The sequence below is a fragment of the Serratia sp. 3ACOL1 genome, assembly GCF_003668775.1.
Lineage (GTDB): Bacteria > Pseudomonadota > Gammaproteobacteria > Enterobacterales > Enterobacteriaceae > Chania > Chania fonticola.
The window spans coordinates 4,406,490-4,421,837 of the sequence record NZ_CP033055.1 but is presented as its reverse complement, the minus strand read 5'-3'; the positions used below and the strand labels follow the sequence as shown (position 1 = coordinate 4,421,837).

The following is a 15,348-nucleotide window of genomic DNA, read 5'->3' as shown; positions in this document are numbered from 1 at the left end:
GCTCTCCTCATGCCTTAGGGGTGTAGAAAGGGTTGCCTAACTGCGGCAGGGCTTGGGTCAGTTGGCTGCGCGTTGGCAATTTTTCCATCGCTGTACGAATTGCCTGGGTACAGGCACGATAGTTATTGCGATAAACCTCGTCGATATCGTTACAGCCTGGGTTCACCCAGTTGGCGGTGACGATGCACCACTCATCCTCCGCCTGTGCAGGCAAAATGCCCTCCAGCAGCGCCTCGGTCACCGCTTTGGCAATGGCGGCCTGCGAGGCTCCCCAGGTGGCATTGCCATGCAGCTCACCGCCGATCTCCGCTTTATTGACGTACAGCGTCATCGGCTTGGCAGGCACATTGGGTTTGATCACCACCATAAAAGGACAATGTCCTTGGCTGGGGGAGGCCAGGCTTGAGGCGAATGCCTGGCCGACTACGCCATTACGAGGGCCGATCATGATATTGATATGCGAGGCATTGACGCCGTTACCTTCAAACCCTTCACCGATATACATTTCCACAAAAATCTCCTGTTCTCATCAAGATGGTGTTATTTAGCCGGAACGGCGAAAGCGTTGTCTGCCTGTGATACCGGGCCTTGCGCAGCATCAACCAGCGTCAGGCCTTTGGTTTCTGGTGCCCAGGCGATGGAAACGATGGCGCCAATAATCAATATCAACGCCAGGATGGCGGTAGTGGTTGGCATGCCGTAATGCACGATGGCCAGGGGCAGCAGGCCAGTACCGATAGCCGAACCCAGACGGCTCATCGAGGTGGCGAAGCCGACACCCATTGAACGTACTTCTGTAGGGAAGCTTTCGGCGGGGAAAACGCCCACCAGGTTGCTTACCGCGGACATCACTAGCGTAAAGGCGGCAAAGCAGGCGATCAGCCAGGCCGTTTGGCTGGCAGGAATAATGCTCAGCATCACCAGACAGGCGGCGAGGAAGATAAAGGAGCCAATCAGGAAGCCACGGCGTGAGCAAACCACCGTCAGCACAATCCCCAACAACGCCCCGACGATCAGCAGGCCGTTCAGCAACAGGTCGGTAGAGAAGCTGTTATCCAACCCCATCACCTGGAGAATGGAGGGCAGGAAGGTATAGATGGCGAAATAGGGGATCACCAGACAGACGAAGAACAGGCTGTTAAAGGCGGTGCGGCGGCGGTATTTAGGGCCAAAGAGCGACAGAAAACGCTGTTTGGACATCACCGGGGCCTCATCGATCAGCAAGACATTCGGGCCGAAGTATTTATGCACGATCGCCATGGCCTGTTCGCGCCGGCCCTTACCCATCAACCAGCGTGGGGATTCCGGCGTGCCGATGCGCATCAACAGAATGGCCAAAGCGGGGATGGCTGAAGAAGACAGCAGCCAGCGCCAGGCATCCGGCCCTAATGCCGTCAGGAAGTGGCCTGCGAAACCGGCGGCCACGTAGCCGAAAGTCCAGATCACGCTGAATGAACCGAGTAACACGCCCCGGTGTTTACGGGGAGAAAACTCGGCCAGCATGGTGTGCCCTACCGAGAAATCTCCCCCAAGCCCGATCCCTACCATTACCCGTAGCAGGAACAGCTGTTCTGGCGTGGTGGCGAAGAATTGCAGTGCCGAGGCGAGGGTAATAATCACAAAGCTGAAACTGAAGATTTTCTGGCGGCCGATGTAGTCGGAGATCCACCCTAGAACCAGGCTACCCATAAACAGCCCGATCAGCGCCGAGCTGCCGAGCATGCCCTCCCAGAATGGAGTAAGGCCCATTTGCGGTTTGATCTGGGCCAGTGCGAAGCCGATCACGCCCAGCACATAGCCGTCGGTGAAGTGAGCGCCGAAGGTCAGCCCGGCGATTTTGATATGGAACCGATTTAACGGGACGTCATCCATGCGGATCTGTTGTTGTGTTAAATGCTGCATCTACCTGTCCTCCTGTTGGAGCGGTGCTTGTAGGGATGTTGTTGGTTTTTTGTTTTTATGACGTTAACAATGTGGCAGCGAGCGAGGCGCTAGGCGAGTGCGTTTTAGTCATACCCCTCAGCAGAAAATGCATGTGATCTGCCTCTGGTTTTAGGTAAATAAACGCTGCGCACCCTGAGGTAATGCAGCAAATTGACAACATGTTATTAACATTGTGAGTGTTTGATGCCGAGGTAAATGGACGGTGAGAAAACTTCCATCTCTCAGTATGTTACGAGTATTCGAGGAAACCTGCCGGACGCTGAGTTTCAGCAAGGCCGCCGACGCTCTGTTTATCACTCAGAGCGCGGCTAGCCGTCAGATGAAGCAGTTGGAGGAGTTTCTTGGCAAGCTGCTGTTTGTGCGCAGCCACAGCGGTCTGGCATTGACGCAAGATGCCATGCTGCTGCTGCCGGTGGTGCGGCAATCGTTGGATATTCTGGAGGAGGGCGTGCGCCACGTGCAACTGCATAATCCCTTGCAGCATCTGCGCTTGCAGATTGCACCGACCTTCGCCACCCGTTGGCTTGCCCCGCGTCTGGTCACGCTGCGCCAGCGTAATAGCCAGTTGCAGATTGCCCTGATCAGCGAAACCCGGCAGAAATACTGTGATTTTGACTGTGCGGTTCGTTTTGGCCAGGCTTCGGAAGGTGTTGATGGCGAATGGCTGTGTCATGAGCAACTGGTGCTGGTGGGCAGCCCATTGTTGATGATCAATGGCGTGTTCCCTCCGCTCAATACCCAGCCGCAGCTGCATATTCTTGATGGTGATAGCCGGATGGACACCTGGCAACGCTGGTTGGCAGCGGCAGGGCGCAGTGAGGTGCAAGAACTTGGCGGATTGGAGTTCAGCACCCAGGATCAGGTGATCAACGCTTGTATTACCGGCGCGGGCTATGCGGTGCTGGATAAGATGATGATCCGCAATGAATTGAACAGTGGATTGCTGATACTACTCTCGCCGCTGGAGCTGAAAAGTACCAACGGCTACTGGTTGGAGATCCCGCCAGGTAAGCGGGAATTACCTCGCGTACAGTATTTTCATGATTGGTTGCGGGCCGAGATTGGCCGGGTAGACGCGGTTAACGGGTAAGCTGCCAGCCCCGCTGTTGCCACAGCGCAGGCAGCTGTGCCAGATCGTCAAACGTCGTCACCAACGGGTGATCGATCGGTTGATTATGAGGATCGGCGCAGAAGTAGAACACCGGAATGCCAGCCGCGATCCCCGCCTGGGCACCGGCAACGGAATCATCCACCAAAATACAGCGCTCTACGGGCACCTGCATCTGTTGTGCTGCATGGAATACGATGGCCGGATCGGGTTTCCAGCGTTGAATATCGTAGCCGCTGAACAACCGGTCATCAAAATAGGACAGCATGTCGGTTAACCCTAGCGAATGCTGCATTTTGCTCACCGGGCCGTTAGAAACGGTGCACATCGGGGCATTCATTTGTGCCAGCAGCTCGCGTGCACCGGCAATCGGCTGTAGCTCGGCATCAAACAGACGGGCCACTTCCTGGCGAAAAATCGGCTCCAGATCGCTGGCGGGTAAATTGACCCCCTGCTCGGCGTTAACCCGCTCAATGATTTCGTAGAGCTTGATCCCTTTGTACTTTTTAAAGACCTCTTCCAGCGCCAGCTCAATACCGTAGTGGGCAAACATATGCACATAGGCCTTGCTGCATAACACTTCGCTGTCTACCAGCGTGCCATCGCAATCAAATAAAACACATTCAACCTGATTCATTGGGGTAAGCGCCCTCGGTTAAGTCATGACTGCTGTTACTTTAACCGGATCGCAGCGGGTTGTCCCCCTTTGGCAATCAATCTCAATAAATACAACTTGTTGGCCGTTTTAGCCGTAAAGATGGCGAAAAAAACCTGTGAGCGAGGTCAAAACCCGGACTTTTTGTTATAGGATAGCCAGCGACAGTCCTAATCCCTCTTCGGAATTCTATAATGAGCAAACAAGACCTCAGCCTTGATGCCAATCAGGGCTTGCTTGAGCGCGTGTTTAAACTCAAGCAGCACGGCACCACGGTACGTACGGAAACGATTGCCGGCATCACCACCTTTTTAACCATGGTGTATATCGTGTTCGTTAACCCGCAGATCCTGGGCGCGGCGGGCATGGACACTCAGGCGGTGTTTGTCACCACCTGCCTGGTTGCCGCGTTGGGCAGTATCCTGATGGGCTTGCTGGCTAACCTGCCGGTGGCGCTGGCTCCGGCGATGGGCCTTAACGCGTTCTTCGCGTTTGTGGTGGTCGGCGCGATGGGTATTTCATGGCAGGTTGGTATGGGCGCTATTTTCTGGGGCGCAATCGGTTTCCTGTTGCTGACCATTTTCCGTATCCGCTATTGGATGATTGCCAACATCCCGCTAAGCCTGCGCGTGGGCATCACCAGCGGTATCGGCCTGTTTATCGCCATGATGGGGCTGAAAAACGCCGGTATCGTGGTTGCCAACCCGGATACGTTGGTAGCGGTAGGCAATCTGACCTCCCACAGCGTACTGCTGGGAGCCTTGGGCTTCTTTATTATCGCGGTGCTGGCTTCGCGTAATATCCATGCGGCGGTACTGGTTTCCATCGTGGTGACTACGCTGATCGGCTGGGCGTTGGGCGACGTGAAGTATGGCGGCGTATTTTCCCTACCGCCGGACGTCACCTCCGTGGTCGGCCAGGTGGATATCGCCGGGGCGCTGAATATTGGCCTGGCAGGTGTGATCTTCTCCTTTATGCTGGTTAACCTGTTTGACTCCTCGGGGACGCTGATCGGTGTGACCGATAAGGCTGGTTTGACGGATGAAAGCGGCAAGTTCCCGCGTATGAAGCAGGCGCTGTATGTGGACAGCATCACCTCGGTCGCCGGTGCTTTTGCGGGTACCTCTTCGGTCACTGCCTATATTGAAAGCTCCTCTGGGGTGGCTGTTGGTGGGCGTACTGGCCTGACTGCCGTGGTGGTAGGTATTCTCTTCCTGCTGGTGATTTTCCTGTCACCGCTGGCGGGAATGGTGCCAACCTATGCTGCTGCGGGCGCGCTGATTTATGTGGGGGTGCTGATGACCTCCAGCCTGGCGCGGGTGAAGTGGGAAGATATGACCGAAGCGGTTCCGGCCTTTGTGACCGCCGCCATGATGCCTTTCAGCTTCTCGATCACCGAAGGGATTGCCCTGGGCTTTATCTCTTACTGCATTATGAAGCTGGGCACCGGCCGCTGGCGTGAAATGAGCCCCTGCGTGATCGTGGTGGCGCTGCTGTTTGTACTGAAAATTGCGTTCGTTGACGGGCATTAATCATCTTCGGTAATTAAAAGGGGCATTCAGCCCCTTTCAGATCGATGATAAAGGTTAAACGGGCGCAGCATGCTGCGCCTCTACGTTATGCGCCCGGTGAGGCATCCTGCTCTCTACCCATTACCCAGCGTAAAGGCCGGTTATACCGCGTCTGCCAGCCACCGATATTATCTTCCCCCTCGGCAAAATTGGCGATCTCGACCTCATTTTTGCCTCTGAACAAGTCAGCAAAATCAAGCGCCAGCGCCCGATCGTTGAAATTCTGCCGATCGTAATAGGCAATCATGATACGTTTGCTTTCTGCCAGTGAATGCTTAGCCGGGAGGAGGCGACCCTTCGGGGCAATCAGCAGCGCTCCGGAATAAAACTGCGGGTAATTGGCCATCAGGTTAGCCGCGTGTAGCGCCCCCTGCCCACGGGCGGTCAGGTAAACCTGTTGGAGATTAAGCTTCAGCTTGGGGCCCAGGTTTTCCAGGGTGCGTTGAATGGCGTTCTGGGTGCTGGTAGAGCTGTAGTTAGACCAGCGAAAGCTCCCTTCCTCCAGCATCTGCGTGCCGTTTAGCTCAATATAGGCCACCCCGGCCTCGGCAAACAGCAATCGATCCTCTGGGATGATAGTGGCGGCTTTCCCGTAGGGATGTAGGTAGACGATGGTTGGCCAGCCTCCTGCCGGGGGCTCGCCACTCGGCACGGCATAGTGAGGTTTACCTTCAAACTTTGCGGCGTGTTGCTGATAGCGCGCTTTGGTGGTTGCCAGAATTGAACGGTAGGTGTCACTTTGCTGAATACTGCTGAACGAGTCGTCTTCCAGCAGGTTGTAGTAATACCACAACCCTCGCTTGGCGCTAAGTTGCAGATAACGTTCGGCTAGCTCGGTCTGGCCCTGTTCGGCCGAGGAGGCAGCCAGTTGAAAGGGGGCCCAGATATTACGGCCATCTTCACGCATCAGCGTCAGGTATAACGACGTGGCGCCGGCTTTTTTATCCTCCTGATTGTAGGAAGAGCGAGGTAATGGTTTACTCAGCGGGCTATGGATAGGCAGTTCTAGCGGCTCTTCTCCCTCAGGATAGAGCATGGGTGCAGCAAACAATGGACTGGTGGCAAAAGCCAAAAAGATGGCTAAAATAAAAAAAGGCATGATTTTATAACTTTGTTTTTCAATAATATTAATGAGAAAACGATTACAAACGGCGCCTTCGACAGTGTTATCTCTGGGCGCCGCCTGGCAGCTTATTTTACGCGGCGGATATAGTCGCTGAATGCGGACAACTGGCCGGTCAGGAAATCCCGCGTGCCTTGGTCTACCAGTTCACCCGCCTGCTCATCAACCTTATTCTGTATCACTCCCCCATAAACTCAGGTTTGTTGATCACCATGGCATCCAGGAACACCAGGATCTGGCGTAGGTGATATTGGCAACGTGCGCCGCCAATCGGCCCCATTGAGCTGGTCTGGATCGCCACCGGTTTGCCGGCCAGCGGTTGGTTAGGCAAACGGGACAGCCAGTCGATGGCGTTTTTCAGGCCACCTGGCACGGAGTAGTTATATTCTGGCGTTACGATGATCACGCCGTCAGCCTGGCGGATTTGTTCGGCAATGGCTTCTACCGTGGCCGGGAAACCCTCTTCTTGCTGGTGGTCTGCATCGTACAGTGGGATATCGCGGATGGAGGGAAGGGCTTCGATAGTGACACCCTGAGGAGCTAACTGAGGTAAAGCGCGTGCAACTATGGCGTTATAAGAGCCTTTACGTAGGCTCCCCAGTAGCGTGACGATCTTTAGTGCTTGCTCTGACATTTTGATTCTCCCTTTTCTGATGAACAGACTCAGCTTAGAACAACCAGCAGATAATAGGGCAAATAGGTGATGTATCCTAGGCAGAGTCTAAGTCTTTATCTGTTTTTACAATTCAAAGCAGTAAATCATGCGTTAAGAAAAGTTTTGTTTTGTATATTCCCCGAAGACAGACGTTAAATCGGTGCTTTCAACGTGTAACAGAAGCGAGGCTGGTCAATTTCAAAAAGTGTGTGGAGGGAGGTGGGTTACGTGATGAAATTTCGTCGCATTTCTGTAAGCCCTGGCTTTCGTCATATTGCCAGCAGATCAGCCTATCCAAGCCAGGCTGATGGGCGCAGGCCCAGCTGAGATACTCCCCTGCATCACTCATGACGTTCACGTTGGGCAGGGTATTGCAGCGTAATTGGCCGGAAAAAGGGTGCAAATTCAGCAAACCCTGGCCGCTGTTACCCAAGCCGGCCAGTTTCAGCACGCATTGGCGGATGCTCCACAGCTGGGTTTCGGCTTCCAAGCGGTCGTTCTGCGCCGCAATCCACGCGTTCTCCGTGGTGCTGGAGTATTGATGAAGCAGGTTGTGGCTCCGTGCGCGCATCACCTCAATATCCAACCCGACCTTGCCCTCCAGGCTCAGTAGCACGCCTACGGTATTGCCAGCATAGGCGAGGCTGAAGTCAGGTAGATGATGATCGGCAAAGCAGGGGCGCCCGGTCGGTGCCGTAGCAATGGGGGGAAGTACCGGGATACCATACAAATAAAATATCATTTCGGCCAACAGGATCCGGCCTTGTAAAAAACGCCGACGGCGCTTGACGGAGAAGCGGGCAGTTCTTTCGATCAGGTCTTCAGGGAGCCGATGGGTATCTAAACGCTCTGCAACCGCATCCCATCGGATAAAATGACAAGCCATTGTTCACTCCATGACCGAGGCTCATAAAAAAACTGGGGGGTTAGAGTAAGCATTACGTTAAGATTTTTCATTAAGAATTCGCATGATCTTTTTCTTAATTATTCTTCTGTTGAATGAAAAAGCAGCGGAGTGGCAGGAGTACGGTGCGGGGGCTCGTGGGGCAGGCTTTTGCGGATGTAAAAATAAAGCCAAACATTAACAGTGAGTTAATGTTTGGCTTTGGACGCTGAAGAGGTCGTGTATCTGAACGTTGGGTTACTTACCAATACAGAAGCTGGAGAAGATGCGCCCGAGTAGGTCATCGGAGGTAAACTCCCCGGTGATTTCGCTCAATGCCTGCTGTGCCAACCGCAGTTCTTCGGCCAGCAGTTCCCCCGCGTAAGCGCTCACTAACTGTTCTTTACCCTGCACCAGATGCTGTGCCGCCTGCTCCAGTGCTTGCAAGTGGCGGCGGCGGGCCAGGAAGCCGCCTTCCATATTGCTAGTGAAGCCCATGCTCTGCTTCAGATGTTCGCGCAGCAGGTCGATCCCCTCACCGGTACGCGCCGACAGGCGAATAAGTGAGTGACCATTTACTTCGCTCAGGCCCAATGTCTCGCCGGTAATGTCGGCTTTGTTGCGCACGACGGTGATCGGCAAGGTACTTGGCAGGCGTGCCATAAACTCTGGCCAGATCTCGGCGGGTTCGGTGGCGGCGGTGGTGGTGCCATCCACCATAAACAGCACACGATCCGCCTGTTCGATCTCGTTCCAGGCACGTTCGATGCCGATACGCTCAACTTCGTCGCTGGCTTCCCGCAGCCCGGCGGTATCGATGATGTGCAGTGGCATGCCATCGATATGAATATGTTCGCGCAATACATCGCGCGTGGTGCCTGCAATGTCGGTGACGATGGCCGCTTCACGCCCTGCCAGCTCATTGAGCAGGCTGGATTTCCCGGCGTTGGGCCGCCCGGCGATCACTACCTTCATCCCTTCACGCAGCAGGCTGCCTTGACGCGCCTCGGCCCGCACGCCGTCCAGATCGGCCATCACGCCGTTCAGTTGGGCTTCTATTTTGCCATCCGAAAGGAAGTCGATCTCCTCATCCGGGAAGTCTATCGCCGCTTCTACATAGATGCGCAGGTGAGTGAGCGCTTCCACAAGCTGATGGATACGGAGGGAAAAAGCGCCTTGCAACGAGTTCATGGCTGAACGGGCTGCCTGTTCGGAACTGGCATCGATCAGATCGGCAATGGCTTCGGCCTGGGCCAAATCCAGCTTGTCATTGAGGAAAGCGCGCTCCGAGAACTCCCCTGGGCGGGCAATCCGCACGTCTGGCAGCGCCAACACGCGTTTGAGCAGCAGATCGAGGATCACTGGCCCACCGTGGCCCTGCAGTTCCAGCACGTCCTCACCGGTAAAGGAATTGGGGCCGGGGAACCACAGTGCGATCCCCTGATCCAGCGTGCTGCCTTCGGCGTCACGGAACGGCAGATAATCGGCATAACGTGGCTTAGGCAGTTTACCGAGTACCGCCAGGGCAACGTCCTTGGCTCCGCGGCCTGAAATGCGCAGGATGCCGACACCGCCGCGTCCGGGCGGAGTAGCAAGAGCAGCGATGGTATCGGTGGTGTTCATAGCGGTTTATCTCTCTGACAATATGCAAAAAGGCGGTCTAATGACCGCCTCTACTGGCAACGTGACTGATGTCGTAGGGGCATAAGCCCCTACGGGTGTTGCCTAACTCAATACTAGACTTTCTTCTTGTCGCGGCTGTGCAGACCACGTTTTTCCAGCCCGCGGTAAATCAGCTGCTGCTGGACGATGGTCACCAGGTTACTGACGATATAGTACAGCACCAGACCAGACGGGAACCACAGGAAGAACACTGTGAAGATCACCGGCATAAAGGTCATGATTTTCTGCTGCATCGGGTCAGTCACGGTGGTTGGTGACATCTTCTGGATGAAGTACATGGTCACACCCATCAGCACTGGCAGGATGTAGTACGGGTCTTGCGCCGACAGGTCATGGATCCACCAGATGAATGGCGCATGACGCAGCTCAACCGAGCCCATCAGCATGTAGTACAAGGCCAGGAAGATTGGCATCTGGATAACCAGTGGCAAGCAACCCCCTAACGGGTTCACCTTCTCAGCTTTGTACAGCGCCATCATTTCCTGGCTCATACGCTGCTTGTCATCACCGATACGTTCACGCATCGCCTGCAGTTTTGGCTGCAGCATACGCATTTTGGCCATCGAGGTGTACTGCGCTTTGGTCAGCGGGTACATGATGCCGCGCACGATGAAGGTGATGATGATGATCGAGAAGCCCCAGTTGCCAATGAAACTGTGAATGAACTTCAGCAGTTTGAACAGCGGTTGGGAGATGAACCACAGCCAGCCGTAATCGACGGTCAGATCCAGATGCGGTGCCAGTTGGGCCATCTGATCTTGCAGCTCCGGGCCAACCCACAGGGTAGCATTCAGCTGCTTCTCAGCGCCTGGTTGCACAATCACTGGCTCAGCTTTAAAGCCGATGGCAGACAGGTTGGTACCTGGCTTGGAGGTATAGAAAGTGTTGACGCCCTGAGTCTGCGGCACCCACGCGGTGGCGAAGTACTGTTGCAACATCGCAATCCAGCCGCCTTGGGTGGTGACGTTCAGATTCTCATCTTTGTCGAACGCATACTTTTGGTATTTGTCTTCACTGGAAGAGTAAGCCGCACCACGGAAGGTGTGCAGTGCAAAGTTGTTGCTGCCGGTGTCACGATGCTTAGGCAAGTCGGTGGTCTGCTTCAACTGGCCAAACAGGGTCAGCTCCAGCGGAGTCGCGCTTTTGTTGACGATGGAGTAGTCCACGCCAACGGCATAATGGTTACGCTTGAGCACAAAGGTCTTGGTGAAGACCGAACCGTCTTTGCCGGTAAAGGTCAGCGGAATACGCAGTTCATCCTGGCCATCAGCCAGCGTGAAGGTATCCTGCGCCGCCTCAAACAGAGGACGCTCGCCGTTTGCCGGGTTATCCGGGCCGTCTCTGCCTGTCAGGCCGCTTTGTGCCTGGTAGACGAATGACGGGGTGGATTCCAGCAGCGTAAATGGAGTCGATGAACCCAGGGTATCCGGGTAGGCCAACAGTTTAGCCTGCTCGATATCGCCACCACGGGTATTGATGCTCAGCGACAGCACGTCAGTGTTAACGGTGATCAGTTTACCCTGGCCACTGCCTGGTACAGCTGAACTTGCGGCATCACCGGTTGCTGGGTTCGCAGTCTGTTGCGTGGTCTGGGTGGCTACTGGTTGCGGAGCGTTGTCCACTTGCCAGGCCTGCCAGATCATGAAAGACACGAACAGCAGAGCGATGAGGAGAAGATTGCGTTGCGAATCCATCGTTAGTGTTCTCTGTTATCGTCGGTTTTCGGCGGCACGGGATCATCGCCACCTGGGTTCAAAGGGTGGCATTTTAATACGCGTTTCAATGTCAACCAACTGCCTTTTAACATGCCAAACCTGCGTAATGCCTCAATTGCGTAATGAGAACATGTCGGCTGGAAGCGACAACGTGGCCCAAGCAGCGGGCTGAGTACGAGCTGATACGCCCGAACCAGCCCGATCAGGATGCGGGAGCCTGGCGACAGTGGCGACGCCATAATTTTTCCAAAGCTTCCGTCAGTGCACGATTATCCAAATCCGCTATCCCTTTTTTGGCCACCACCACAAAATCCATCGCCGGTAACTCGTGCTGACGTAAACGGAAGCTTTCGCGGGTTAGGCGTTTGATCCGGTTGCGTTCATGCGCGCGTTTGACGTGTTTTTTGGCGACGGTAAGACCGATGCGGGGATGCCCCAGCTGGTTCAGGCGGCCGAGGATGGTGATTTGCGGCGTGCCAGCCCGTTGTGGCTGCTGGAAGACGAAAGTGAAATGAGTGGGAGTTAACAAACGTAACTCCCTAGGAAAAGCGAGCTTAACCACTCAGCGGGTTAGCTTTTATTACTTAGAAACAGTCAGACGAGTACGGCCTTTCGCACGACGGCGGGCCAGAACTTGACGACCATTCTTGGTGGCCATACGAGCACGGAAACCGTGGCTACGGTTACGCTTCAGTACGGACGGTTGGAAAGTGCGTTTCATAGCGATTTCTACCTAAACTTAAATGAAATACTGATAAGTCAAATGCGTTTGGCTACTCGGCGTGAAGATGACCGACGCCTCAATCGCAATACATAAAGAGGCGGGATTGTAATAATTGTACAGTCCTGAGTCAATTCACATCGCGCTAGCCTACCTGGTTGTCTGCCAATTCGGAGTAAAATCCGGTGTTGGCCCGTGGTCACCGCAGAATCCTGTCTTGGCTAAATGACTCACCATTAAGGAACCAGGTATCACACGTGGGCGAAGATTATACGGACTCGGGGGTAAATCACAAGGATCTCCGTACGATCCTGCGTGTTTTCTGCAAGGATCCGCGTGGATAACCAGGTATAACCTGTGAAAGGTGCTAAAACCCAGCCCCACAGGCTCAGATCTCATCGGTGTCGATCCTGTGTTGATTAAAAACTAGCCACTCTTCACGGGCTGTGGATAAAATGGATCTAATCTGTGATGAAGGGGAGGATCTCTTGCGCAGATTGCGCTATGATCCGTCATTCCGATCGCGATCCCAAAACAGGATCGTTAAGGGCATAAACCGTGAAAGGCGGTTCGCATACCCTACAGGTTTTTCAGCCAATACCGGGCGTGTGTCAAAAATCATGAGTTATAAAAAAGTAGCCTGATTCTTTTCTTTTTATTGATCTTGTTCGAGTGGAGTCCGCCGTGTCACTTTCGCTTTGGCAGCAGTGTCTTGCCCGATTGCAGGATGAGTTACCTGCCACAGAATTTAGTATGTGGATACGCCCATTGCAGGCGGAACTGAGTGACAATACCCTGGCGCTGTATGCGCCCAATCGCTTTGTGCTGGATTGGGTTCGCGATAAGTACTTAAACAATATCAATGGCCTGTTGAATGATTTCTGCGGTACGGATGCGCCGCTGTTGCGTTTTGAGGTGGGCAGCAAGCCACTGACACAAACCCTCAGCCAGCCCGTGATGGCCAGCGTCAACAGCGCTCCGGTAGCCCCGGTGGTGCGCACGGCTGCGCCGTCCCGCCCAAGCTGGGACAACGCGGCACCGCCGCCTGAGCTGTCCTATCGTTCCAACGTCAACCCCAAGCACACCTTCGATAACTTCGTTGAGGGTAAGTCTAACCAGCTGGCTCGTGCTGCGGCGCGGCAGGTGGCAGACAATCCGGGGGGCGCTTATAACCCACTGTTCCTGTATGGCGGTACCGGCCTGGGTAAAACGCACCTGTTGCATGCGGTAGGCAACGGCATCATGGCGCGTAAGGCCAATGCCAAAGTGGTCTATATGCACTCGGAACGCTTTGTGCAGGACATGGTCAAGGCGCTGCAAAATAACGCCATTGAAGAATTCAAACGCTACTACCGCTCGGTGGATGCGTTGCTGATCGATGATATTCAATTCTTTGCCAACAAAGAGCGTTCACAGGAAGAGTTCTTCCATACCTTTAACGCGCTGTTGGAAGGTAATCAACAGATCATCCTGACCTCGGATCGCTATCCAAAAGAGATCAACGGGGTGGAAGATCGTTTGAAATCCCGCTTCGGCTGGGGCCTGACGGTGGCGATCGAGCCGCCGGAGCTGGAAACCCGCGTGGCGATCCTGATGAAAAAGGCCGACGAGAACGATATCCGTCTGCCGGGCGAAGTGGCGTTCTTTATCGCCAAACGCCTGCGTTCCAACGTGCGTGAGCTCGAAGGGGCGCTGAACCGGGTGATCGCCAACGCCAACTTTACTGGCCGCGCCATCACCATCGATTTCGTGCGTGAAGCGCTGCGGGATCTGCTGGCGTTGCAGGAAAAGCTGGTCACCATCGACAATATCCAGAAGACGGTGGCCGAGTACTACAAAATCAAAATCGCGGACCTGCTGTCTAAACGGCGTTCGCGCTCGGTTGCCCGCCCGCGCCAGATGGCGATGGCATTGGCAAAAGAGCTCACCAACCACAGCCTGCCAGAAATCGGCGATGCGTTTGGTGGCCGCGACCATACTACGGTGTTGCACGCCTGCCGGAAGATCGAGCAGCTGCGTGAGGAAAGTCACGACATCAAAGAAGATTTCTCCAATTTAATCAGAACATTGTCGTCATAGCCCATATGAAATTTATCGTTGAACGTGAGCATCTGCTAAAACCGCTGCAACAGGTGAGCAGCCCACTGGGTGGCCGCCCGACGCTGCCAATTCTGGGTAACCTGCTGCTGCAGGTGACGGAAGGTTCCCTGTTGCTGACAGGTACCGATCTGGAGATGGAGATGGTGGCCCGCGTTGCCCTGTCTCAGCCCCATGAAGCGGGCGCGACGACCGTCCCCGCGCGTAAATTCTTTGATATCTGCCGTGGCCTGCCGGAAGGGGCGGAGATTACGGTGATCCTCGAAGGCGACCGTATGCTGGTGCGTTCTGGCCGCAGCCGCTTCTCGCTGTCCACGCTGCCGGCGATAGACTTCCCGAATCTGGATGATTGGCAGAGCGAGGTGGAGTTCACCTTGCCGCAGGCGACGCTAAAGCGCCTGATTGAAGCCACCCAGTTTTCGATGGCTCATCAGGATGTGCGCTATTACCTGAACGGTATGCTGTTTGAAACCGAAGGGGAAGAGCTGCGCACCGTCGCCACCGACGGCCACCGCCTGGCGGTGTGTTCAATGCCGATTGGCCAACAGTTGCCTACCCATTCGGTGATCGTGCCGCGTAAAGGGGTGATGGAACTGGTCCGCTTGCTGGACGGTGGTGATACGCCGCTACGGGTGCAGATTGGCAGCAACAACATCCGCGCCCACGTCGGTGACTTTATCTTCACCTCCAAGCTGGTTGACGGCCGTTTCCCTGATTATCGCCGCGTATTGCCGAAGAACCCGGACAAAACGCTGGAAGCGGGCTGTGACCTGCTCAAGCAGGCGTTTGCCCGTGCGGCCATTCTGTCGAACGAAAAGTTCCGCGGCGTGCGCCTGTACGTCAGCCAGAACCAGCTCAAGATCACCGCCAACAACCCGGAACAGGAAGAGGCGGAAGAGATCCTCGATGTCAGCTATGATGGCACCGAGATGGAAATTGGTTTCAACGTCAGCTATGTGCTGGACGTGCTGAACGCGCTCAAGTGTGAAGATGTGCGCCTGCTGCTGACCGATTCCGTCTCCAGCGTGCAGATCGAGGACGGTGCCAGTAAGTCTGCCGCCTACGTCGTCATGCCAATGCGACTGTAGAAATTATCGGGCTATCTTACTTGCCCCTTTGCGATTGGGCAGTGCTCGCAATCCTCACGTACTTTAAGTACGCTGCGGTTGCTGTGCGCTGGCCGCACGCAAATG

General features: G+C 54.9%; 14 protein-coding genes and 1 pseudogene. 4 read left to right on the top strand and 11 right to left on the bottom strand.

Features of this window, described 5'->3' with window-relative positions:
- Window positions 1–7 precede the first annotated feature (7 nt).
- Both fae and D9980_RS19940 read right to left on the bottom strand, forming a co-directional pair.
- Entirely contained in the window at window positions 8–511 is a 504-nt protein-coding gene (gene fae, locus D9980_RS19945) for a formaldehyde-activating enzyme (protein WP_121608247.1), read from the bottom strand.
- Between the two features lie 29 nt (window positions 512–540).
- Entirely contained in the window at window positions 541–1,902 is a 1,362-nt protein-coding gene (locus D9980_RS19940; RefSeq protein WP_074030819.1) for an MFS transporter, read from the bottom strand.
- A gap of 244 nt (window positions 1,903–2,146) precedes the next feature.
- On the opposite strand from D9980_RS19940, the gene D9980_RS19935 reads away from it, so the two are divergent.
- Window positions 2,147–3,034: a LysR substrate-binding domain-containing protein gene (locus D9980_RS19935; protein WP_162304300.1), complete on the top strand. Its 888-nt coding sequence runs from the start codon at window positions 2,147–2,149 to the stop codon at window positions 3,032–3,034.
- Here D9980_RS19935 and yieH read toward each other — a convergent pair.
- A complete protein-coding gene (gene yieH, locus D9980_RS19930; protein ID WP_121608245.1) occupies window positions 3,024–3,689 on the bottom strand; it encodes a 6-phosphogluconate phosphatase in 666 nt (221 codons plus the stop codon). The genes D9980_RS19935 and yieH overlap by 11 nt on opposite strands.
- A gap of 212 nt (window positions 3,690–3,901) precedes the next feature.
- Between yieH and D9980_RS19925 the strand changes: the two genes are divergently transcribed.
- Entirely contained in the window at window positions 3,902–5,239 is a 1,338-nt protein-coding gene (locus D9980_RS19925) for an NCS2 family permease (protein WP_121608244.1), read from the top strand.
- An 85-nt stretch (window positions 5,240–5,324) separates the two neighbouring features.
- On the opposite strand, the gene D9980_RS19920 is transcribed toward D9980_RS19925, so the two are convergent.
- The 8 genes and pseudogenes from D9980_RS19920 to rpmH all read right to left on the bottom strand — a co-directional run bounded on the left by D9980_RS19920 (window position 5,325) and on the right by rpmH (window position 12,058).
- Window positions 5,325–6,377 (bottom strand): hypothetical protein, encoded by a 1,053-nt coding sequence (locus D9980_RS19920; RefSeq protein ID WP_121608243.1) that lies wholly within the window; start codon window positions 6,375–6,377, stop codon window positions 5,325–5,327.
- A 92-nt stretch (window positions 6,378–6,469) separates the two neighbouring features.
- A pseudogene (locus D9980_RS19915) lies at window positions 6,470–7,035 on the bottom strand (NADPH-dependent FMN reductase).
- Window positions 7,036–7,222: 187 nt separating this feature from the next.
- On the bottom strand, window positions 7,223–7,942 hold the full coding sequence (locus tag D9980_RS19910) for a 4'-phosphopantetheinyl transferase superfamily protein (RefSeq protein WP_121608242.1): 720 nt from the start codon (window positions 7,940–7,942) through the stop codon (window positions 7,223–7,225).
- A 255-nt stretch (window positions 7,943–8,197) separates the two neighbouring features.
- Entirely contained in the window at window positions 8,198–9,562 is a 1,365-nt protein-coding gene (gene mnmE, locus D9980_RS19905; protein WP_121608241.1) for a tRNA uridine-5-carboxymethylaminomethyl(34) synthesis GTPase MnmE, read from the bottom strand.
- Window positions 9,563–9,675: 113 nt separating this feature from the next.
- Complete coding sequence (gene yidC / locus D9980_RS19900) at window positions 9,676–11,316, bottom strand: membrane protein insertase YidC (RefSeq protein ID WP_121608240.1); 1,641 nt, start codon at window positions 11,314–11,316, stop codon at window positions 9,676–9,678.
- A 2-nt stretch (window positions 11,317–11,318) separates the two neighbouring features.
- A complete protein-coding gene (gene yidD / locus D9980_RS19895) occupies window positions 11,319–11,576 on the bottom strand; it encodes a membrane protein insertion efficiency factor YidD (RefSeq protein ID WP_025120915.1) in 258 nt (85 codons plus the stop codon).
- Window positions 11,540–11,899 (bottom strand): ribonuclease P protein component, encoded by a 360-nt coding sequence (rnpA, locus tag D9980_RS19890; RefSeq protein ID WP_004950547.1) that lies wholly within the window; start codon window positions 11,897–11,899, stop codon window positions 11,540–11,542. Before rnpA ends, yidD begins: the two co-directional genes overlap by 37 nt.
- Before the next feature lie 18 nt (window positions 11,900–11,917).
- The gene (rpmH, locus tag D9980_RS19885) at window positions 11,918–12,058 is read right to left on the bottom strand and encodes a 50S ribosomal protein L34 (protein ID WP_004093983.1); all 141 of its coding nucleotides are present in this window, start codon (window positions 12,056–12,058) and stop codon (window positions 11,918–11,920) included.
- Between the two features lie 684 nt (window positions 12,059–12,742).
- Between rpmH and dnaA the strand changes: the two genes are divergently transcribed.
- Window positions 12,743–14,137: a chromosomal replication initiator protein DnaA gene (gene dnaA / locus D9980_RS19880; protein ID WP_021181394.1), complete on the top strand. Its 1,395-nt coding sequence runs from the start codon at window positions 12,743–12,745 to the stop codon at window positions 14,135–14,137.
- A gap of 5 nt (window positions 14,138–14,142) precedes the next feature.
- Entirely contained in the window at window positions 14,143–15,243 is a 1,101-nt protein-coding gene (gene dnaN / locus D9980_RS19875) for a DNA polymerase III subunit beta (protein ID WP_021181393.1), read from the top strand.
- The last annotated feature ends 105 nt before the right edge of the window (window positions 15,244–15,348 follow it).